General features: G+C 67.7%; 25 protein-coding genes. 10 read left to right on the top strand and 15 right to left on the bottom strand.

The window, feature by feature from the left end; genetic code table 11:
* Positions 1-2 precede the first annotated feature (2 nt).
* Complete coding sequence (locus DS843_RS06700; protein WP_149468125.1) at positions 3-638, top strand: hypothetical protein; 636 nt, start codon at positions 3-5, stop codon at positions 636-638.
* 41 nt (positions 639-679) lie between these two features.
* Here DS843_RS06700 and DS843_RS06695 read toward each other — a convergent pair whose 3' ends face one another.
* Positions 680-1,048: a c-type cytochrome gene (locus DS843_RS06695; protein ID WP_286191974.1), complete on the bottom strand. Its 369-nt coding sequence runs from the start codon at positions 1,046-1,048 to the stop codon at positions 680-682.
* A 327-nt stretch (positions 1,049-1,375) separates the two neighbouring features.
* Here DS843_RS06695 and DS843_RS06690 point away from each other — a divergent pair, with 327 nt between their 5' ends.
* From DS843_RS06690 to DS843_RS06680, 3 genes are all read left to right on the top strand, one after another.
* Positions 1,376-1,615: a hypothetical protein gene (locus tag DS843_RS06690; protein ID WP_149468123.1), complete on the top strand. Its 240-nt coding sequence runs from the start codon at positions 1,376-1,378 to the stop codon at positions 1,613-1,615.
* A gap of 61 nt (positions 1,616-1,676) precedes the next feature.
* A complete protein-coding gene (locus DS843_RS06685; protein WP_149468122.1) occupies positions 1,677-1,991 on the top strand; it encodes a hypothetical protein in 315 nt (104 codons plus the stop codon).
* A gap of 167 nt (positions 1,992-2,158) precedes the next feature.
* Complete coding sequence (locus DS843_RS06680; protein ID WP_149468121.1) at positions 2,159-3,367, top strand: hypothetical protein; 1,209 nt, start codon at positions 2,159-2,161, stop codon at positions 3,365-3,367.
* Between the two features lie 128 nt (positions 3,368-3,495).
* Here DS843_RS06680 and DS843_RS06675 read toward each other — a convergent pair whose 3' ends face one another.
* From DS843_RS06675 to DS843_RS06645, 8 genes are all read right to left on the bottom strand, one after another.
* Positions 3,496-4,371 (bottom strand): hypothetical protein, encoded by an 876-nt coding sequence (locus DS843_RS06675; protein ID WP_149468120.1) that lies wholly within the window; start codon positions 4,369-4,371, stop codon positions 3,496-3,498.
* Positions 4,368-4,931 (bottom strand): recombinase family protein, encoded by a 564-nt coding sequence (locus tag DS843_RS06670; RefSeq protein ID WP_149468119.1) that lies wholly within the window; start codon positions 4,929-4,931, stop codon positions 4,368-4,370. The genes DS843_RS06675 and DS843_RS06670 overlap by 4 nt, the downstream gene beginning before the upstream one ends.
* A 174-nt stretch (positions 4,932-5,105) precedes the next feature.
* On the bottom strand, positions 5,106-5,519 hold the full coding sequence (locus DS843_RS06665; protein ID WP_149468118.1) for a hypothetical protein: 414 nt from the start codon (positions 5,517-5,519) through the stop codon (positions 5,106-5,108).
* Positions 5,520-5,551: 32 nt separating this feature from the next.
* Positions 5,552-6,493, bottom strand: a complete 942-nt coding sequence (locus tag DS843_RS06660; RefSeq protein ID WP_149468117.1) for a DNA N-6-adenine-methyltransferase — start codon at positions 6,491-6,493, stop codon at positions 5,552-5,554.
* 45 nt (positions 6,494-6,538) lie between these two features.
* A complete protein-coding gene (locus DS843_RS31065) occupies positions 6,539-6,706 on the bottom strand; it encodes a hypothetical protein (protein ID WP_167525216.1) in 168 nt (55 codons plus the stop codon).
* Positions 6,706-6,966, bottom strand: a complete 261-nt coding sequence (locus DS843_RS06655; protein WP_149468116.1) for a hypothetical protein — start codon at positions 6,964-6,966, stop codon at positions 6,706-6,708. The genes DS843_RS31065 and DS843_RS06655 overlap by 1 nt, the downstream gene beginning before the upstream one ends.
* Before the next feature lie 335 nt (positions 6,967-7,301).
* Positions 7,302-10,199, bottom strand: coding sequence for a DotA/TraY family protein (locus DS843_RS06650; RefSeq protein ID WP_149468115.1), 2,898 nt, complete (start codon positions 10,197-10,199; stop codon positions 7,302-7,304).
* A gap of 11 nt (positions 10,200-10,210) precedes the next feature.
* The gene (locus tag DS843_RS06645; RefSeq protein WP_149468114.1) at positions 10,211-10,789 is read right to left on the bottom strand and encodes a hypothetical protein; all 579 of its coding nucleotides are present in this window, start codon (positions 10,787-10,789) and stop codon (positions 10,211-10,213) included.
* A gap of 113 nt (positions 10,790-10,902) precedes the next feature.
* Between DS843_RS06645 and DS843_RS06640 the strand changes: the two genes are divergently transcribed.
* The 6 genes from DS843_RS06640 to DS843_RS06615 all read left to right on the top strand — a co-directional run bounded on the left by DS843_RS06640 (position 10,903) and on the right by DS843_RS06615 (position 15,267).
* Complete coding sequence (locus DS843_RS06640; RefSeq protein ID WP_149468113.1) at positions 10,903-11,139, top strand: hypothetical protein; 237 nt, start codon at positions 10,903-10,905, stop codon at positions 11,137-11,139.
* 538 nt (positions 11,140-11,677) lie between these two features.
* The gene (locus tag DS843_RS06635; RefSeq protein WP_149468112.1) at positions 11,678-11,917 is read left to right on the top strand and encodes a hypothetical protein; all 240 of its coding nucleotides are present in this window, start codon (positions 11,678-11,680) and stop codon (positions 11,915-11,917) included.
* Positions 11,918-11,919: 2 nt separating this feature from the next.
* Positions 11,920-12,372, top strand: coding sequence for a hypothetical protein (locus DS843_RS06630; RefSeq protein ID WP_149468111.1), 453 nt, complete (start codon positions 11,920-11,922; stop codon positions 12,370-12,372).
* The gene (locus DS843_RS06625) at positions 12,372-14,249 is read left to right on the top strand and encodes a MobA/MobL family protein (RefSeq protein ID WP_167525215.1); all 1,878 of its coding nucleotides are present in this window, start codon (positions 12,372-12,374) and stop codon (positions 14,247-14,249) included. The genes DS843_RS06630 and DS843_RS06625 overlap by 1 nt, the downstream gene beginning before the upstream one ends.
* 163 nt (positions 14,250-14,412) lie before the next feature.
* Complete coding sequence (locus tag DS843_RS06620) at positions 14,413-14,856, top strand: hypothetical protein (protein ID WP_149468109.1); 444 nt, start codon at positions 14,413-14,415, stop codon at positions 14,854-14,856.
* Between the two features lie 15 nt (positions 14,857-14,871).
* Positions 14,872-15,267, top strand: coding sequence for a hypothetical protein (locus DS843_RS06615; RefSeq protein ID WP_149468108.1), 396 nt, complete (start codon positions 14,872-14,874; stop codon positions 15,265-15,267).
* Between the two features lie 280 nt (positions 15,268-15,547).
* Here DS843_RS06615 and DS843_RS06610 read toward each other — a convergent pair whose 3' ends face one another.
* The 6 genes from DS843_RS06610 to DS843_RS06585 form a co-directional block, all read right to left on the bottom strand.
* Positions 15,548-15,727 (bottom strand): hypothetical protein, encoded by a 180-nt coding sequence (locus DS843_RS06610; RefSeq protein ID WP_149468107.1) that lies wholly within the window; start codon positions 15,725-15,727, stop codon positions 15,548-15,550.
* A 72-nt stretch (positions 15,728-15,799) separates the two neighbouring features.
* Positions 15,800-16,387, bottom strand: coding sequence for a hypothetical protein (locus DS843_RS06605; protein WP_149468106.1), 588 nt, complete (start codon positions 16,385-16,387; stop codon positions 15,800-15,802).
* Positions 16,384-16,890, bottom strand: a complete 507-nt coding sequence (locus DS843_RS06600; RefSeq protein ID WP_149468105.1) for a hypothetical protein — start codon at positions 16,888-16,890, stop codon at positions 16,384-16,386. The genes DS843_RS06605 and DS843_RS06600 overlap by 4 nt, the downstream gene beginning before the upstream one ends.
* Positions 16,891-16,893: 3 nt before the next feature.
* On the bottom strand, positions 16,894-17,268 hold the full coding sequence (locus tag DS843_RS06595) for a hypothetical protein (RefSeq protein WP_149468104.1): 375 nt from the start codon (positions 17,266-17,268) through the stop codon (positions 16,894-16,896).
* Positions 17,269-17,271: 3 nt separating this feature from the next.
* Positions 17,272-17,610, bottom strand: coding sequence for a hypothetical protein (locus tag DS843_RS06590; RefSeq protein WP_149468103.1), 339 nt, complete (start codon positions 17,608-17,610; stop codon positions 17,272-17,274).
* A 482-nt stretch (positions 17,611-18,092) separates the two neighbouring features.
* The coding region (locus DS843_RS06585) for a transposase (protein WP_149468102.1) at positions 18,093-18,277 on the bottom strand (185 nt) is incomplete at its 5' end.

The raw sequence follows: 18,277 nt of genomic DNA, 5'->3' as shown, positions 1-18,277 counted from the left end.
TCATGCGACTGTTGCGTTGGGAGACGCTGTCCACCGAAGAAACCCTTGCCCGTTTCAAGAAGACGCGGCTGAAGGGCTTTGATCGCCCCTATGTCTACGAAAACGCCACGCTGGAACTGGTGCCGTCGGTGGACCCGGAAACGCTGGCGCCGACCCAGCGTTATCTGCTGAAGAACGAGCTCAACACTGTGCTGACGCTCGAACAGTTGTTCCGTCCTCATGGCATCGACGTCTTCGCGCTGACCGGCGCGGTCCTGTTCTGGATCGAGCGCGACGGCGAGGAGGAGGGGCCGATCCCGCTGACCCCGCCGATCGTCGAGGAGTCGGTGGAGCCGGACGGGCGCACCGTGTGGATCATCAACGACGGCATGCACCGTATCGCCGCCGCCCGCAAGCGCGGGCGCACGATCAACGTGATCCGCGCCAGGGGCGTTCCGCGGGACTATCCCTACTACGCCTTTCCCATGGCGGAGGGCTGGAACGGCATGACCGAACTGGATGAACTGCCGGATGGCTTCCAAAAGAAGGCTTACCGGGTGCCGGAGAACTACAAGGCCCTGTTCCGCGATTTCAACGAGGTCTTCCCCGGCGTTCAGAAGCAGCGAAAGGAAACCAACCCGTCGTCGCTGACGGCCTGACGTGCGATGCGAGCCATGACGCCAAGGCTCGCGTCCGCTCCCTACTTTCTGGCGCTTTCGCTCAAGGCGGCGTGGCGGCGACGGATCTTTCCGGGCCAGGAACTCTTGATGTAGGCCAGGACCGCCCAGCTCTCGGCATCGCTCAGCACGCCGCCGAAGGCGGGCATGTCGCTCTCGTAGCCGGGCGGGGCGAACGCGGCGACGCCCTGCTTGGTGATTTTAAAGAGGTCGGTGTCGGGGCGGTGCCATGTGTGCCCAGAGGCGTCGCGCGGCGGCGCGGGCAGGCGGCCATTCCGCTTGCGGGTTTGCCGGTCCGGCTGTCCCTCCAGCCGCGCGCCGTGGCGCGAGGCGCACCGCTCCGCGTAGACCGCCTTGCCCTGGGCAACTTTGACAACAAAGTTGTTGTACATAGCTGTTCGGCCGTCAGCGCCATGGCATGAGAAAGCCACGGAACTCCGCCTGGTACACATTGCCGGTACACAGCGCGGTTAACCTAATTGATTTGAATGGGGTAAAATAGGGTGGCTGGGGCGCCAGGAGCATAAGCCTGAAATGCGCGCCAGCAGCTTGAATCCAAACGGAAATCAGCTTTCGAGACGGCCGAACCGCCACTCTGAATGCCACAATACTGGTACACGCTGCGCGGAACCTTGTCAACATTGTGCGGCTGAAAGGCGCGTTGTTCAGCACCGGCCTGCGCTGTACCCTATGCGGGTTAAACAACCCAGGGGAATTCCATGGCTGACGAGAGGGCTTTCGAGGATCGGATCGCCGACGCCGTATCGGCTTGCGTTGATACCGTGTCGGAACTCGCAGCCGACCCCTACTTTCGCGAAGCCGTCATGAAGACGGCCGTTCGGGAGTTTTCGTGGGCGATCCTCGCCAAGTTCCCGGACAAGTACGGACTGGCCGAGCAGCTGGAGGTGATGGCCGACGTGATCAAGAACCACGAGGACGAGGCCACGACTGCCGAGTGACCGGTGGCGACACCATGCTCTTCTTGACGCCGCGCATTCAATCCCAACCAGGGAAGACAGCATGAGCCGCTTTAGACAGATGTGGGCATCGTTCAAGAACCAGAGGCGCTACAGCAGCTTGAGCCAGTGGTCAACGGTGGTTCTCTTCGTTGTGATGGTTGCGTCCTCTGCCGAGGCTGCTTGGTATTCCTACGTGTTGAGTGACGTTGGTCCGGCCTATATGGAGGCCTTCAACCGTGTCCATAGCTGGGCGGATTTCGGCGTCACCGGTGTTGCATGCACCGTTGTGATGCTGATGCTGTTCATCAGCGCTTGGTTCTTCGGCAGCCTTGCGCGCGGGTGCATGAAGGTGTTGGACGACAGGATCTTCCGGTAACACCGGGGGCTTGACGCCGAGCCCCGAGTCGAGGGCAAAATGAAAAACCGCCCCGGAGGCCCGGCAAGGCCAGAGATGGGGCGGTTCTCATCATCAAGTCCTTGGAATCATGACGCACCCACGCGCCGTATTCAAGGGCCTTCCCGTAACGACGGGATAGGCCCGCAATGCCCGCCCGGCGGCAACTGCATCAAAGCAGCCGCCGGGTTGATACGGGCCAGCTTGTCAACAAATTTGGCAGCCATAACGAGCACGACACCCATGGCGATGCACGCCAGAGGCGCGACGACGATCAGCGTCTTGCTGCACTGCTGATCGAGGGCGGCCTCACCGACGCCAACGTCCACGCCGCCCCACCGGGCAGCGACGACCAGTACGTCAGCGACGACGGCGAGTGGACGGAATCTCTCGGTCGCGCGCTTCGGCGTCACCAGATGTTCCCGTCCCAGGCGTTCGCCGCCAAGACAAGGCATGGTTTGCGCTACACCGTGTTCGCGGGCGAACATGGCATCGACACAGTGCGGCAGGTTCGCGTCGCCGCCCCAGTGTGCAGCGTCCCGCTGGACACCCTGCGCCGCGTCCACGCCGACACGAGCCGTCGCGTGAACGAGCGGCTGCGCTACGGCATCGCACGGTACGCGCCAAGCATCGCCATTGACCTGATCGCCGCCCACATCCAGCGGGACGGTGACGACGGCCGCGTCTACCTCCACTACCACCTTGTCGGCCGGGGCGGCACGCCCGAGGAGTGGGCCGCGCTGGAGTCGTATTGGGTCGGCGGCACCGGCCGTCCGGAAACCGGCTGGCTGTGGTGGACGGCCGAGGACGAGGACCGCCTCAACCGCCATCCGGCCGCCCTGGTGCAGTACGCCGCCGCCGGGCTGGCCGAGGAACTGGACGACGAGTGGACGCCAGAGGAACTTGTCGAGTTGTGGCGCCAAACGCGGGGCGTGGCGCTGGTCCGCGCCGTCGGCGAGTACCGCCGCTGGCTCGGCAAGCTGGACGCCGATGGAATGACCGTCCGGCGGCACCCTGAGTACGGCGTCGCCGAGATTGTGCCGCGCCGTCCGGCTGTCCGCATTCAGCGGCTACGGGAACACCTATTTGCGAACGTCGGCTTCTCGGTCCTGCGCCGCGTTATCCATGATTTTGGCGACGGTGTGTTTCGGGAGGCGTGGCACGTTCGCGGCCGTCCTGGCGTGACCGCCGCCGAGATCCGCACCGTCTACCGCGACGCTCCTGAGGCTTCTACGGAGGGTACGGCCTATCCCGGAATCCCCCGCTCCCCCACCGTCGTCCAACCGCCTCCGCCGCCCGATCCACCACCACGACGACCGTGGATCACGGCCCCTGAGCTAGAGGAAATCCCTTGGTGACCTCGCCGACGGTCACAAGAACAACATCAAAATCTCTGTAAAACATCGCTTGACGGCGGGGAACGAGAAGACCGTGACCCGGCCTCGCCTTCGCGACGGCGCGGATGAAAGCCATGGCGCGAGCGCGGTCAAGGCACTGACTTGCTCCCGGTAATCAGGAAGACGAACACTTCGTTCAGCGCATGGCGTAGGAAGTAGTAGTCGTCTGCCTGAAGAGGAGCGAGTGCGAAGGTCCCCAAGCGGCTGTGAGGGTGCATCGACATAATGCGGGTGCGGTAGAACTCCTCGAAGTACCGGCCGGTGTCGATGCCGGGGTTGAACGTCTCGTCGATGAAGGCGCCTGCGTCGTCGGCCGTCGGGTTCGGGTTTCCGTGCGCCTTCAGCACACGCAGGACCAGTTGGAACGAGACCTCCATGGCGACGAAGAGCGATTGAATGGCAGCTTCACCGACATCGCCCTGCCAGAGCATGTCGGCTTTGATGAAGGAGTTCAGCCCACTGAGCAGCAGGTGGTCGCGCAGACTGATGGAGCCCATGAGCCTATCGAGAAGATCGAGGTCCAGTGGATGCTCATGGACCTCGTACGGTGGCCCACCAGCCTTCGGCGGCATTACCCGGCCACGAGGCCATGTTCGTTCCGCCGATACCACGGCATCCAAGCATCCTTGTGCTGCCCCCGCGATCTGTGCGCCGCCCCACGCTTCGGCCACAGGCAGCTCCAGGGATGGCCGCATAGGGTAGGCATAGACCATGCCATGATCCGGATGCATTGACAGGGCCAGCGCGGCAAGGAAGCGGATCTCCTCGAACGCCAGATACTCGACCTCGGAGTATGCTTCGAAGCCATGGTGTTCCCACGGGTGAACGGGCATCGCCGTGAAAATGAGACCGTCGTCCACCAACAGCTTTGCGGTCCCGGATGCGACGGTGACTGCTGGGTACCGCCCGAGAGGAGACATCAGGCGGACCCTCATGGTCGGCGCCGCTTTCTTTTCGGCGTTCACGCAACCTTCTCCGCAGTGAGTACACGGTACACAGACGCCCGAGCGATGCCGAGCCGCCGAGCGATTTCGGCCGGGCCAACGCCCTCACCGTGTAGTCGGTGGATCTCCCCGGCCTTCGCCCGCGCCGTTGGCGCCCGACCGCGATATTTCCCGTCCGCCTTCGCCTTGGCAATGCCTTCGCGCTGGCGTTCGAGCATGATAGCCCTCTCGAACTCGGCGATCCCGCCCATGACCGTCAGCATCAACTTCCCGGTTGGCGTGCCGGTGTCGATGCCTAGACCGAGGATGCGCAGGGCGACGCCCTTGCGCTCCAGGACGGCGACGATCTCCAGCAGATGGGCCACAGACCGGGCAAGGCGATCCAGCTTCGTCACCACGAGCGTGTCGCCATCCCGAACGAAGTCCAGCGCTGCCGCAAGCTGGGCGCGCGCAGCGACATCGACCGACGATACCTGTTCGCGGAACACCCTCTCACATCCGGCCACCTCAAGGTCGCGTAGCTGCGCCAGGAAACCGGCCTCTTGGTCGAGGGTGGAGGTGCGCCCGTACCCAACAAGCATCTGTCAGCCCCTTTGTCTCACATACATCATTAAGGCTGAGAGACGAGTGTCTCAAAAGCCTGCTGCCAACATCATTGAGACGGAATCTTGCAAGGCACCAGACTGTCCCACAGGAGCAGGCCCCAGCGGGACGGCGTCCCGCTGGTCTTCCCCCGTCCACCGCCACGCGCTCGACTACGCTTCAGGCTCGTCGTAGCGGGCCATCGCCAATACCGCCGCGAGCGGCATTTCGGCAGCCCATTCATCCACCGCGTCGGAACCCGCCTCCGCGCAGGTCATGACGTGCAAGGTGGGTGTGCGCCCGAGCCACGGCGCCGCCGTGGCCTTGACGACGATTTCGCGGGGCATCGCCTCCGTCTCGCCGCTGGTCACGATGACCGTGGGGCGGTCAGACCGGACGATGATCGGCCACGCGGCGGCAACGGCCACTCCCCACGCCGCCGCCTCCCACAGACTCGCAGAGATCAGTACCGACGTATCGCTCGTGCGCCACGTCACCGCCTCAGTCTGGGGGCGGTTGCCGGGGCTGTGAAGGTCGGCCAAGAGCCGGTCGAGCCAGTCAAGCGTCCCGTCGTTCGTAATGCCCATTTTGTTGCACCCCTTATGTTTGACGGTATTGGCTATGCCGCCAGCGCCACCCGCCGCGCGGGCATCGCCCAGGCGCCGGGCAGCGCCGCCGCCAGCCGGTCAGCCGCCCCCTCCGACCAGCCCCAGCAGACGAGCGCCACGTCGAACGGCGCCGGACCGCGCGGGCCGGACGGCCCGCCGAACGCCAGCCGCCTTCCCAGGAACACCACGTCGGTGGCACCGTCGCCGACCACGCACTCTCTCCACCACCGCGCCCCCGGCCGGGCGGGGACAAGCAGGACGAGCCGCAGCCCGCGCCCAGCTTCGTCGGCGCAGCGCGCGGCGAACGCGCCGACCGCTGAGAACGGCGGATTGACAAACGCCGTGTCCCCGGCCGTGCCCCACATCGGCAGCGACAACGAGTCCTCAGCGGCCATAACGTGCCGCACCGCCGGGACGTGCGACACGGCAGCGCCGGGGCTGCACGGGTCCAGGTCCCAGCGTTCGCCGACGCCCAACGCCGCCTGGATCGTCGTCAGCAGGTCGGGCGGCGTCCACCACTCGTCTTTGCCCGTCCCGTCCCGCGCACTCGACACGCCCGCGCCGCCGGGGGCGTAGAACGCCGCCTCGGCTTCGACCAGCCGAAGCCGAGCGCCGACGGCCGCCGCCAGTGCGAGTAGGCTCTCGACACGCCCGCCACCCCCCGCCTCGATCAGCCGGACGGTCGGCGCACTAAGCCCTGTCCTCGTCGCCACCGTCGGCACGGACCAGCCTCGCCGCTGCCGTACCGTCGCCAGCCCGCCCGAGCCGACGACGAGCCGCAGCCCCAGCGCCGCAGCGACCGCATCCAGGCTGCGGCGCTGACCCTGATCGCGTTCAAGACCTGCCACAGTCGGCCGCGACACCCCAGCACGCGCGCCGACGGCGGCCAGGGTCAGCCCGAGCGCCTGACGCCGCGCGCGAAGGGCGGCACCAAGGGAAAGATTCTTTGACATCAGCGAGAGCCCAGCAGGCAAGATTTCTTTCCGGTGGAGCCCCGGTCAGCGGGCCATGACCAGCGGGAAGCTGACCAGCGCCATAACGATTAGCGACGCAAGCAGCACGGCCGCCCAGGCAATTGCGCGCGGCCGGTCCGGGCCGTTGGCGATCATCTTCCAGGCGGCCAGGGGGATGACGGCAAGGTTGATTGCAAAGAGGACGATCCCCATCAGGCGGCCTCCCCGTGGGCGCCCCAGCCCGTCCAGCCCTCGCCGTCGTCGAACGCCGACAGCGTGACGGTGTCGCCGATGATCTGCGCGTCGTCGTACCAGTCGTAGCGACCGAGGAGATCGTCCTCGATCTCGTCGTCGGACAGGCCGCAGGCGCGCCCGGCGACGACGTACTCCACCACCGCGAGGCCGACCTCGCTGTGTGTCCCGTCCACAATGCCGACCGGGCCAATCTCAAGCACCCGCGTCACAGTCATCATGACACCCATTTTTATACCTCGATTTCGGTTGTTAATACCCCGAAATTGCTAACAGCACCGCAAGTATCTGTCAACGCATTTTCTGCTAAACTTTGTAGTTTCCTTGGAATATCGGCAGTATTTATGTTGACAAGGAAAACTAACAGGAAGTTTTCCTTGCGAAATCCTTGAGAGCAAGGATTTTGTATTTTGTTGGCGCTTGATGGGGTATCGGCGCGGCTCACCCGCCGCGCTGCTCGGCCCGTCGGGCCTGCGCGCCGGGTGCCTGTCCCCGCGCTACGCGCGGGGCGGCACGCCGATTTTCGCGTCCGTCAGCAGGCCGGGCAGGGAGAGCGCTAGATAGCGTCGCCGCCGCGCTCACGGCGCCGCGCCGCCTTGTCCTGTACGTAGTCGGTGTATTTTTCCACCGACCACTCGTCCTTTCCCTCTTCCGCCCGCCGCTCGGCCCAGCGCGCGTATGCGTCGTCCGCCGCCGCGCTGTCGCCAGCCGACAGCGCGGCATAGCCGCCGGACTGCCGGTGCCAGCCGGTAGCGCCGTCGTCGCCCGCTGTCTCGCCCGCTCGCGCTGCGTTGCCCGTGTTGATGCCCGACACGCTGCCGCCGCCAGCAGGCCGGATGCCCAGCCCACCGCCACCGCCGGGGACCTTCGACGGCGACCGTCTGCCTCGGCCACCACCGCCACCACCGCCACCGCCACCACCGCCACCGCTGGATCGGCCACCCCCGCCGCCCGCGCCCAGCGCCGCACCGACCACGGCGCCGCTGGCCTTGCCGTCGGCGATCTCATCCCTGCTGCCCCAATACCTCAGCAACCTATTCGGGATTTCGGGAACGATGCCAAGCAACCGGACAGTAACCTGCCACTGTAGCCAAAGCATCAGCGTCAGCCCGGCCAGAATGCCGCCCAGGCCCATCGTAAACCCGCCCTGGCTGCCAATGAAAGCCGCCGAGAAGGTGCCGTTGACCATCTGCAACCCGATGGGCAGCAGGTAGTACGTCGAGGCCAGCGCGGCGACCGTGTAGATCGGCAGGACGATTGTGTTTGCGACCAGAATTAGGCCGGGTTTGAGTGCCGCATGCAGGAGTTCGCGGCCGTCGAGACGGGCCGCCAGCAGGGCCAGCAGGGGCAGCGCGAGCAGCATCTCGGCAAGCGAAATGAGCCAGTTAACGCCCGCGAATACTACAGAAATGTAAGGTATCATTGGAAGGACGTAGGCGTGGATTACGCCGATACCGTAGGCCCACCACAGGTATGGTTGTGCCTTGTCGGCGAACCAGCGGAACGCTTCATGTAGCCCGGCAAGGCTGCTGGCGCCGTTGCCCGCAGCAATCGCTACCACGCCACCTGTGATCCATGCGGCGTCGGTGGAGCCGACCATCCAGTGCCCCAGACTCATCGACTCTTTCAACGGGTCGGCGTCGCTGGTCTGCGCCCACGTCGTCAGCTTCTCCAGCAACGGCCGTGTCAGCGGGTTCAACAGCTGAGCCAGGACCGACGCGGACTCGTCGCCCGGCGCCGCCAGCGCGGCGGGCGTCAACGTTGGGATGCGGGACTCCTCGATCCACTGCTTGTGCAGTTTGTCAGAGATATACAGCCAGCCCTCACCCCGGCTGCTGTGCCGCGTCAGCTCCTCAAAAAAGGCGGGGTCCGGGTCGCGGCGAACAGGCGCCTCGCTCGCGAGTGTCACGGCTTCGCCGCTCGCCGCCGCGAGAGTGCGCCACAGCGAGCCTGCCGAGGTCCACCCCTGCGTACGCGCCGCCTCAACCACTTCCTTGCGGCTCTCGGCGTCTCGGGCGCCGAGGTACCGTCCGGCCGCCGCTTGCGCAGCGGCATCGTACTCCGCCGCCGGTCCTGCCAGCAGATCCAGCAACTTGCCCTTCGGCCATGTCGTGCCGGACCCCGCCATACTGCCCCCAGCGATCCGGTCAGCCAGATCGGTTGTCCTGATCGCCTCCACCAGCGCGGAAACGGCCTCCGCGCGGTCCCGTCTAAAGGTCGCCGTCGCCGCCGGGACGCCTCCGGGTCCCGGCAATATCAGGTGACCACACTTTCCGTAATGCCACAGAAAAAATGGGCGCTGGCCCGAGCCGCCGCCAACCTCGGGGCGCGCTGGAGGCAGGGCTACGGTCGGCAGGCCCGGCCCTGGCAGCCCGAGTTCGCGGCGCACTTGATTCGAGAGTCGCAGGTAGGCGTGACACGTCTCACTCGTGAGGATTTGTTCCGCCAGGGCCAGCCCGCCGACGGGCGACGGAATCCCCAGGCTGCCCGTCGGCGGGCGGGCATCGGCGCCGTCCTCGCGGACGCCCAGCACGTCGGCCACGAATCCCGACCACAGCGACGATGCCGTGTCGCTGGACCACCGTGCGACCTGCGCATACGCGACGTGTCCGCCCGTCAGTCCCGAGGGCATAGCAGGGAACAGCAGGCCCAGCGCGATCACCGCACGGACCAACGCCCCCGACCCGTAGTACTCAGTCGCGCCGGACAGCGCGCTCTGTCCCGTCTCCGCCGCGTGGTTGACCGCGGCAATCGACTGGTAGGCCGCCACGGCGCCCGACAGCGAGACTGCCAGCCCGGCCAACACTGAGACCAGCCGCGTGAGCGGCGTCGCAGTCACCGTCGGGTACAGCAGTTCGACAGCGCGCAACGCGGGGTCCGGCGTCACGCCCGCGACCACCACGGCCGCCACGGCGACCGACGGCAACAGCGCCATCCCGGCCGCGAGCAGCACCAGCAACGACGCCAGCCCGCGCCCCTCCTCGCCGCCGGACGACGGCGGCACGAGCGCACCGTCACGCCACCACTCCGTCCAGCACCCCGGCCGCCCCGTCCGCATCTGCCAGTGCGCGATCCCAGTCCGCGCAGCTAACGCGGCAGCGGCGACGGTGACGCCCGCCCCGCTGAGCGCAGCGCCCCAGGCGTTTGCCGGGACCGCCAGGACCGCCGTGCAGGCCGCCAACGTCGCCGCGATGACGTAGACCGCCCAGACGCGCCACAACCACGCCAGCGTCACCGGACGGCGCTTGAACAGCCTCCCGATCACCGGCAGCGTCGCCAGCCGCTCTATCCAGCGCGGCAGCGGCCCCGGCGGCATCTCGCCACGCGCGGCGCGCCACAAGCGGCCCAGCGCCCAGCCGTGCAGGTGGAGGGACGATCCGACGGCGCGGCTGACGGCGTCAGTGGCGATGAGCGTGGCGCCCATGGCGCGGGTGGAGCGGGCGAACAGGGACATGATGTCTGCCTTCAGGCGGCGGGCAGTGGGGCGGGCGGCGATTCGTCGTCACCGAGGGCGAGCGTTACGTCGTCGGCGACGGGTGGCGGCTCATCCGGTGGATCGCAGCGCAGCCGCACTGCGACCGGCCGTCCAGCGACCGGCTCGCCCAGGCCCGGCCGCTCGGCGAGAACGGCGTCGCCGCGCTCGCGCAGCCGGGCCAGCGTGCCGCGCAGATCGGCGCGACACAGCGCGTCGAGCGTGTCCGCCATTGCTGCCCCGGACATGGCGTTGATCGCTGCGAGCAGCCGCTCGTCCACCTCATCCAACCCGGCTGGGGGCATGGGCTCCGGACGCGGGTCCAGCCGCCAGCCGACATACGCGCGCAAGCGCCGCGCCTGCCGTGGGCTGTCGTCCCACTCGCCGCGCCACGACCGCGACGGAGTCCCGTCCGACGACAGGTCACGCCAATCGTTGGCGTGACCGGAGTTGACCGCGCGCCGCAGGGACTCCGCGCGCACGGCGGGGTGTTGCAGCCAGCGTATGATGGCCGCAACATGCGCCCCCGGCGGCGCGCCCCGCCACGGGTACGGGAAGGGTGGGGCCGTCATCTCAGGCGCCCCCCTCCCAGGTTCTCCCGCGTGCATCGGTGTCATGCAGCACCCCCGGCCTCGCCATCGCCTCCCGCCACGCGAGACGGCTCGTCCACGGCGAAGGGTGTGCCATGCAGGCACTTGCGGTCGCACTCGCGGGTGACGTGGGGCGCGAGCAGCCGACGCAGCGCGTCCGTGTGACGCGGCTCGGCCTCGACGCAGCGCAGCAGAGCGGCCCCCAGCGTGATTTTCTGCTGAGCGGCCAACCGCCTGTCCGTGACGACAAGCTGACGGTGAAGCCGTGCCGCCGTCGCGCGCGCCCGGCGTTCACGTTCGCGAGCGGCGGACAGGCGAACTTCTATTTCTGAAGTTGTCAACATCTTTGAAGTCATGGTGGCACCTTGTTGCAGACCTAATCCAAGGTATGCGGCAGGTGTCTCCGAAAACAAGGCGTCTGCCTTGCACACGGCTACCGGCAGTTCTACACTTGTTGTCGGCGGAGTTGTTCAGAAATCTGGACAGTCTCGCCTATATGTTCACAGATTTTGCTTCGCAAAACTGTGAACATGCTCGTGGGGCCTGCCGCCCCTTACCCCCGCTTCAGGAGGCTCCGCCATGCCTGCCACGCCTGCCACTGGTACGCTCGCCACCACCGCTCGCCGGTACCGGCGCGCCGCTGACGTACCGCCCGGCCTGCACAGCCAGACCCGCTGGCGCACCCTCGGGCGCCGCGTCCGGCCGGACGCCCACGCCGTGGCCTACGTGGACGGCTACCCGTGCGGCGCGCCGCTGTACCCCGAGTCTGCGACGGTGCCGGTGCCGCCTCCGGCGACCGCCTCCGGACGCGCTGCTGCTGTCGTTCGGGCGCCCGGTTTCGCCGGGCCATCGTACGGGGATTGGGCGCATGTGCCCGGTGATCTGCGGTCCTCGACCCAATGGCGGCAGGAGCGGCGACGCCCGCGCGCCGACGCGGTGCCGGTCGCGCGCGTCGCCACGCCGGGCGGTTGGCACCCGCTGTACGACCGCGCGGCGACGGAGCCGACCCGCCGTGCCGACCGCGAACGTGAAGCGCGCGACGCCTCCGCGATCCACGCGCCCGACCTGTCCGACTTCGTCGCGGCCTTGCCGTCACCCCGGAAGTTGTGACCATGCCACACGACCCGTGGGCACAGTGGGCACGGTACCCGCGCTGGGTGGAACGGCAGATCCTCGCCGCATACGTCGTGATCGATGAGCACGGCAAGCGCATCGTCGGCCCGCGCGGCACTCGCGACGAGCGGGGCCGGGTGCGTGAGCCCCGGTGCCCGCCCGGCCGGTTCGTCGGCTTCGTCTACGACCCGCCTGTGCCGTCGCTGCCGCGCGGGCTGGAGGGCAGCTTGTGGGCGCAGGACTACGACGCCGCCACCCCGTTTGCCTCCCTTTTCTGGAGGGGATTTTTCGGTGACCCGGTGCCCGACGACGCCACGCCCGATCAGCGCGGCGAGTGCGAGGCTGGACGCCGCGCCGCTACGTCGAGGGAAGGCGAAGCATACCGCCGGTACGTCGGGTCATGCCGCACCGCGCTGCGCGACGCCGGGTGGGCCACCGACGAGATTCCCTGATGCGCGAGGCCACGTTCCACGTCGATTTCGGCGCTGTTCAACCGTCACGAGGCGACTCATTGCACAAGGTCGCCGCGTATAACGGGGCATGCAGGTTGACCGGTCCCGACGGTGAGTTCGATTTCACACGTAAGGCGCCGGAGTACGCGGGCGGCTGCATTATGGCGCCACCCGACGCACCGCCCACGCTCGTCGGCGACCGCGCGGCGTTGTGGTCAGCGGCGTTGGCGGCTGAGAAACGGCGAGACGGTCAACCGGCCCGGCTCGTTGAGATCATGCTGCCCCGAGAGGTCCCGCCCGAGCAGCGCCTCGAACTCGTGCGCGCCATCGTCCAGCCATGGGTGGACGAGGGTGCCGTGGCGCAGTTGGACCTTCACTGCCCGCCAGCGTCAGACGGCGATCCACGCGGCCAGCCGCACGCCCATGTCATTCTGTCCCGTCGCGCGCTTGGCGCCGACGGATTCAGCAGCAAGAAGAAGCTGGCGAACGAGCCCTGGACCAAGGACCGGGGCCGCTACATGAGAGCCCAGGTGGCCGACCGCATGAATCGGTGGCTCGGCGAGTACAGCGTTGACGTGCGCGTGGACCACCGCAGCTATCGCGACCGTGGCGATCCGACGCCGCCCGAGCGCGATGTCGGCCGCCGCGCCTTCGAGACATGGAAGAAGCGGCCGGACGAGGCTGTCGTCTACGGCGACGTGCTCGCCGCCCGCCGCCCGCGCCGCCAGCTACGGGAAGCCCGCGCCGAACTGGCGCAGGCAGAGCGAGAAATCCGAATCCTCGAACAGGAGCACGCACATGTCGCAGCCACAGCAGCCCTCCAGCCCCGCCCAAATTCTCACAGCGACCCACGCGAAGACGGAAGCCGTCCACCGCGACACGACGGCGATCCTCGAATTGCTCGCGGAGACCGGCGGGGACGGCGAAGAGGACCGGATCAACCAGATTCTTCGGGCGCTCGCCGACCTGTTGACCAGCACGGCGAGCCTGCACGCGAAGCTCGACGCACTCGCCGCCTCGCCGCGGGCGTAGCTCTCGCCCGCGGCCCCCGCCGCCCTGGCGAAGACGCCCTCGCGCAAGCCCGTGCCGCCCTCCGGCAAGCCGACGGCCGCGCCCAGCGTGACGCCGCCCAGCGTGCCTGCGAGCGTTCCGCCCTTGCCGGTCCCGGCCGTCCCGGTGACGACCGCCTGGACGCCGCCCGGCGGGCGCTGGCAGCCACTATGCCGCCGGGGCTGGCACCTCGCCATCGTGCTCCCCGACGCCGTCGTCGCAAGCGCTATAACGAGGCGTGGCTCCCCGCCGTCGGTGGCCCCGTCGTCGCCGTCGAGCAGGACCGGCGCGACGGGATTGTGATCCGGCTGGCCGATGGCGCGGCCGTCATCGACCACGGCGACCGGCTGACCCTGCGCGGGCGACCCAGCGACGCCGCGCTCGCCGCCATGGCCGACCAAGCAGTGCGCCACGGCTGGACGGAGGTGGAGTTGACGGGTGCCGATCCGGTGTTCCGCGACCGTCTCGCCGCCGCGCTGGCAGCGCGCGGCGTCACGGTGATCGGCGAGCCGCACCCGCCATCCCGCGTCGCCCTCCAAACGGCCGAGCGCTACCTCGCAGCCTCCCGTTCGGCCTCCCCAGGCGCCGACAAGACGGCCCGACGGCCCGACGACATCACCATGCTGTCGGGCCGTCGGGCGCCGACATCACCAAGCCAACAGCCGCCGACATCACCGACCGCCGGGACGACGGCACGCCGACATGGTGAGGTCACCAAGTCGTCGTCTCCCCAGGCGCCGGAGCCGGTGCCAGCGGCGCCCGCTCCGGCTTACGTGCCGCCTTGGGTGCGGTCGCCGGGCCGTCGGCCAGCAGATAACAAGAGATAACGTTATCAGTGGGGTAACAGGTGTTACACCCCCTGCCGGAGGCCTGCTGAAACCAAAAAGGCGAAATGAACGCTGGAAATCCCGAAATGGGCTTTTCGCGTAATGATGGCCTCCTTACAGTGGTCATTCAGAACACCATTTCGCTTAACAAAGGGAGGCTTCAATGCTCGGTGATGACGCCATCATGATCGCCTACGGCGCTGGCAAGGCGCTGGACAAGGCCGAGGACGTGATCGCCGCATGGCAGGATGCCGCGCGGAAGCTGAAGGGCGAGGTTGAGAGCCGGAACGACTCCATCCGTCGGCTGATGGCCGAGAAGGCCAGTATGGACCAGCAGTGGACGAGCGATGTCCGGACGCTTCAGAAACAGTTGGCCGAAACTCAGCGCGCACTGGACGATAAGACCATGCACATCGCCGGTCTGGTCGCTCAGCGTGACGCCTACATGGAGCAGCATCCGGACAGCCCGTTGCTTCACGACAGCGGTGAACGGTTCCGATCCTCCGGTAACATCAAGACCAAGGCTCGCCTGATCTACGAAGCCGCTCACGATGCCACGGGCCGGGAACTCGGCGTGGCGAACCCGGCCGAACGCCGGAACGATTGACCACAAGGGGCTGCCATGCGGAGCGTCATCGCCGCCGTCACCCTGATCGCCGCCACCGCGCTGTCCGTCCAGGCTGCCGACCATGCTGCCCGTGCCCTCGACCGCGAGGTCTACATGGTCGCCAAGGACCCCACCGTTCTGGACGCCGTCCGCAAGCTCATGCCCGCCGAGGCCTTCGCGGTCTGGTCGAAGTGGGCGAAGAACGGCGTCAGCGCGCCGATGGAGGAGCGAAACGGCGTCGTCTTCGGCTTCGGCTGCCAGCCGGGCAACTGCTCGACCGTGCACGGCCGCTTGGCCTTTGACCACGACGGCCGCGTCTGGGCGTCCTTGACCGAGGACGGCGAGAACACCCGCTATTTCGGCAACCCGCCGGAGGCGGTGAAGCCGCTGCTGACCGTCGGCACCAACTGAACCAGCGTCGGGCTACCCGACGTTGCCCCCGTCTACCACATGTCCACAGGCCAGCCAGTGAGCGCTGTGGAGGGCGCATGGCTGGCCTGTGGACATGCTCCGCTACGCTGCGCCCAGCCGGGGGCCGGGTGGAAGACGGGGACAACGAGCGCCAGCACCGGCCCCACCCCCCTTCGCGCCGCTCTGCGGCCCCGCCCCGAGGCGGGGGGGGGTGGCGATGCCACCCGCGAGCAAAAAAGCCCGCCGGAACGGTCTCCGGCGGGCTTGAACAGGGGGAGTGTTATGCCCCGCCGTTATCGGCCGGGACGTCGCCGTCCCGCTCTTCATGGCGCAGACGCCGTGCGATGAGGATCTGCGCAATCATATGGGCGGCACGACGGGCATCAGCCTGCTGTCGCTTGGCGATCCGGGCCATGCGCGCCCTGTACGCCGAGTGCTTGTGCTTGCTGTCGGTGTTCATTTTTACCTCGCAGAGAAGATGAGGGGCGCCCGCCGGAACGTCCCCGGCGGGCTTGAACAGGGTGTTGGAGGGCTACCGGCGCGGCCAGGAGCCGAGCCACGCCCGCAGGGCCAGCCACAGCCGACGCCAGCCCTCGGGGCGCAGCACGGTGGCGACGAGCACCACCGCCGTCCCGGCCGCGACGCCGATCATCGTCGCCGTCCAGGCGGAGTCGCCGACGACGGACTCCAGCCAGCGACCAGCGACCAGCCGGAGCACGATGAGGCCCAGCATCCCGGCGGCACAGGCCGTCATGATGACGTGCATCAACCGCTCGACCAGCCAGCCGGTGCGCTGCCAGACCAGCGGTACCGGCCGGGGCGGCAGGCTCGGACGCGGCGGCTCCGGCGGCGTGTCGTCGCCCGGCTTGTAGGTGCGCACGGCGTGCTCCAGGGCGCCGCGCAGGCGGGTGACGGCACGGCGGTAGCCGCTATCTGGACCGCGGTCACGCATGTCCACATACAGAACCTCCAGCGTCCGCAGGTAGGGGCCGCTGCTGGACACGGCTTCGACCAACTGTACGCTGGACGAGGTTTCGACCAGGAGCAGGCAATGGCCGTCGGGCAGGCGTTCGGAATGCAGGATGTTCGCGTTCGGCCAGGATCGGGAGGAGGTCGTCATGCGGCGCCCCCTTCGTTGGTGGCGATCTCATGGCCTCTGTCCGTCAGGGACCACTGCTTGCAGCGCGACCCCACCACGGCCGTGCCGCTCACCATGCCCCGCACCGCCATCGTCCCCAGGCACAGGGACACCTTTTTTTCGGTCGTCAGCTCGGGCGGAATGTGGCCGCGGATCTCCTCGGCGATCTCCGCCGTCGTCAGAGCGCCGCCGTACTCAAGCAGCGCCCGGCGGACGGCCGCAGGCAGGTCGCCACGGCGGCCGACGGCGTCACCGCGCGCCGGGGCAGGGGCAACCGGCGTCGCCGCCCCCGCCACCGGCAGGGGCATCGTCGTGCGGGTGCGCTGTCCGCCGACAACCTGAATCGCCTGTTCGAGCGACTCCAAATCGGATTCAACCGTTTGCCGAGTCCGGTCCAGCCGGGCCAGTTGCTCGGCCAATTCGTCGCGGCGCTGACGCAGCCCCGCGACCACGGTGTCGGTCGGGACGTTGATGATGCTGTTCATCGGTTAGCCCTTCTTTTTCTTCATTTCGGCCGCAGCCACGCGGGCGGCTTCCAGGTCGTCGGCGGTCACCTCCACCGCATTCGGCGGCGTGTCGTCACCGTGCTTGTAGGTGTGCGCAGCATGGTCCAGGACGCCGCGCAGGTAGGTGACGGCGCGGTGATAGCCGCTACGCGGACCACGGTGGCGCCCGTCTGGGCGCATGACGGCCAACGTGGCCTGGACGGCGCGGCAACGGGCGTGCGTGTACTCGCCGCCGTCAGTCCGGACGACGGCCAAGCGCACGGGCTGCGCCCAGGCGCCGCCGCCGCGCGCCGCCGTCTGGACCAGCAGCAACTCGCAGCCGTCGGGTAGGCGCTCGGAATGCAGGATGATCGCCATGCCTCAGCCCTCCCCGCGACGGTGGTTGCGGGTGACGGCCCCCTTGGGATGACCGCGACCGCGCGGCGCAGCAGCAAGCGTTGTAGCAACGGGCGTAGCGGCGGGAGCGCGGGGTGCGACCTGCGAATCGCCGCCAGCAATGCGCCGGGCGAGCAGATACGCCTCGACATCGGCAGACAGGTAGACCACGCGCGACCGCGAGACGCGGATGTACGCGGGGGTATCGCCCAGCACGCGGCGGTTACGGATGCTCTTCAGGGAGAGATTGAGCAGGCACGCAAGGTCGGCCTCGCTCAAGGTGGAGGGCGCACCCATTTCGGGTGCGGAATCGCGCCGGTCCATGTGAACAGTCTCCTAGCGCAAACTGTTGCGCTAGGTCCCGTCACCAAAGACCTTGTTTCGCGTGGTGTTTCGGACGGTGCACCAGATCGGTTTCTCGACCCCCCTGACCACGTCTATTCGGCCAGGGGACGATGCACTGGCGAACCGCACAGTGACTCCTTACCCAACCTTATAGCCGCCCGCCGAATCCCGCGCAAGCCCAATTTCTCGCCAAGGTGTAGATTCTGTTGACAAACAGGACGCATGGTTGCGGTCGCCGCCTTCACGGCTTGAGATGTGTCACGTCTAGCCCGAGCGCCGGATAGTCCAGCCGGGCAACCGCGCGCGCCAGATCCGTGATGTCGTAATCCGTGTAGTCGTCTGTTTGTTTCACGCGCTGAAGTTCTGGAAAGTCATCATCATGCCCGGCAAGTGCGGCGACCGTGAGCGGGTGAACATCGTATTTGGAGCGCAGCGTCGTGATAAGAGTCTGTCCAGAAAGATTATTTCCGAGCGAGGCGGCGGAGCATGAGACGGATCATGGCGAGGCGGATGAAGGCGACGGAGGTGCGGAGGTATAGTTCGTAATGGCGCACCAAGCGGCGGCAGCGGGTGAGCCATGACAGGGTTCTCTCGACCAGCCACCGTTTCGGGAGCACGACAAAGCCCTTGGCCTGATCGGAGCGCT

The sequence above is a fragment of the Roseomonas genomospecies 6 genome (genome assembly GCF_008365375.1).
Classification (GTDB): Bacteria; Pseudomonadota; Alphaproteobacteria; order Azospirillales; family Azospirillaceae; genus Azospirillum.
This window is presented reverse-complemented; position numbering and strand designations above follow the sequence as displayed.

Excerpts from the sequence above, each read along its gene's own strand:
- DS843_RS06700 (WP_149468125.1), top strand. The coding sequence starts at position 3 with ATGCGACTGTTGCGTTGGGAGACGCTGTCCACCGAAGAAACCCTTGCC.
- DS843_RS06695 (WP_286191974.1), bottom strand. The coding sequence starts at position 1,048 with ATGTACAACAACTTTGTTGTCAAAGTTGCCCAGGGCAAGGCGGTCTAC.
- DS843_RS06690 (WP_149468123.1), top strand. The coding sequence starts at position 1,376 with ATGGCTGACGAGAGGGCTTTCGAGGATCGGATCGCCGACGCCGTATCG.
- DS843_RS06685 (WP_149468122.1), top strand. The coding sequence starts at position 1,677 with ATGAGCCGCTTTAGACAGATGTGGGCATCGTTCAAGAACCAGAGGCGC.
- DS843_RS06680 (WP_149468121.1), top strand. The coding sequence starts at position 2,159 with ATGCCCGCCCGGCGGCAACTGCATCAAAGCAGCCGCCGGGTTGATACG.
- DS843_RS06670 (WP_149468119.1), bottom strand. The coding sequence starts at position 4,931 with ATGCTTGTTGGGTACGGGCGCACCTCCACCCTCGACCAAGAGGCCGGT.
- DS843_RS06665 (WP_149468118.1), bottom strand. The coding sequence starts at position 5,519 with ATGGGCATTACGAACGACGGGACGCTTGACTGGCTCGACCGGCTCTTG.
- DS843_RS06660 (WP_149468117.1), bottom strand. The coding sequence starts at position 6,493 with ATGTCAAAGAATCTTTCCCTTGGTGCCGCCCTTCGCGCGCGGCGTCAG.
- DS843_RS31065 (WP_167525216.1), bottom strand. The coding sequence starts at position 6,706 with ATGGGGATCGTCCTCTTTGCAATCAACCTTGCCGTCATCCCCCTGGCC.
- DS843_RS06655 (WP_149468116.1), bottom strand. The coding sequence starts at position 6,966 with ATGATGACTGTGACGCGGGTGCTTGAGATTGGCCCGGTCGGCATTGTG.
- DS843_RS06650 (WP_149468115.1), bottom strand. The coding sequence starts at position 10,199 with ATGTCCCTGTTCGCCCGCTCCACCCGCGCCATGGGCGCCACGCTCATC.
- DS843_RS06645 (WP_149468114.1), bottom strand. The coding sequence starts at position 10,789 with ATGACGGCCCCACCCTTCCCGTACCCGTGGCGGGGCGCGCCGCCGGGG.
- DS843_RS06640 (WP_149468113.1), top strand. The coding sequence starts at position 10,903 with ATGCAGGCACTTGCGGTCGCACTCGCGGGTGACGTGGGGCGCGAGCAG.
- DS843_RS06630 (WP_149468111.1), top strand. The coding sequence starts at position 11,920 with ATGCCACACGACCCGTGGGCACAGTGGGCACGGTACCCGCGCTGGGTG.
- DS843_RS06625 (WP_167525215.1), top strand. The coding sequence starts at position 12,372 with ATGCGCGAGGCCACGTTCCACGTCGATTTCGGCGCTGTTCAACCGTCA.
- DS843_RS06620 (WP_149468109.1), top strand. The coding sequence starts at position 14,413 with ATGCTCGGTGATGACGCCATCATGATCGCCTACGGCGCTGGCAAGGCG.
- DS843_RS06615 (WP_149468108.1), top strand. The coding sequence starts at position 14,872 with ATGCGGAGCGTCATCGCCGCCGTCACCCTGATCGCCGCCACCGCGCTG.
- DS843_RS06610 (WP_149468107.1), bottom strand. The coding sequence starts at position 15,727 with ATGAACACCGACAGCAAGCACAAGCACTCGGCGTACAGGGCGCGCATG.
- DS843_RS06605 (WP_149468106.1), bottom strand. The coding sequence starts at position 16,387 with ATGACGACCTCCTCCCGATCCTGGCCGAACGCGAACATCCTGCATTCC.
- DS843_RS06600 (WP_149468105.1), bottom strand. The coding sequence starts at position 16,890 with ATGAACAGCATCATCAACGTCCCGACCGACACCGTGGTCGCGGGGCTG.
- DS843_RS06595 (WP_149468104.1), bottom strand. The coding sequence starts at position 17,268 with ATGGCGATCATCCTGCATTCCGAGCGCCTACCCGACGGCTGCGAGTTG.
- DS843_RS06590 (WP_149468103.1), bottom strand. The coding sequence starts at position 17,610 with ATGGACCGGCGCGATTCCGCACCCGAAATGGGTGCGCCCTCCACCTTG.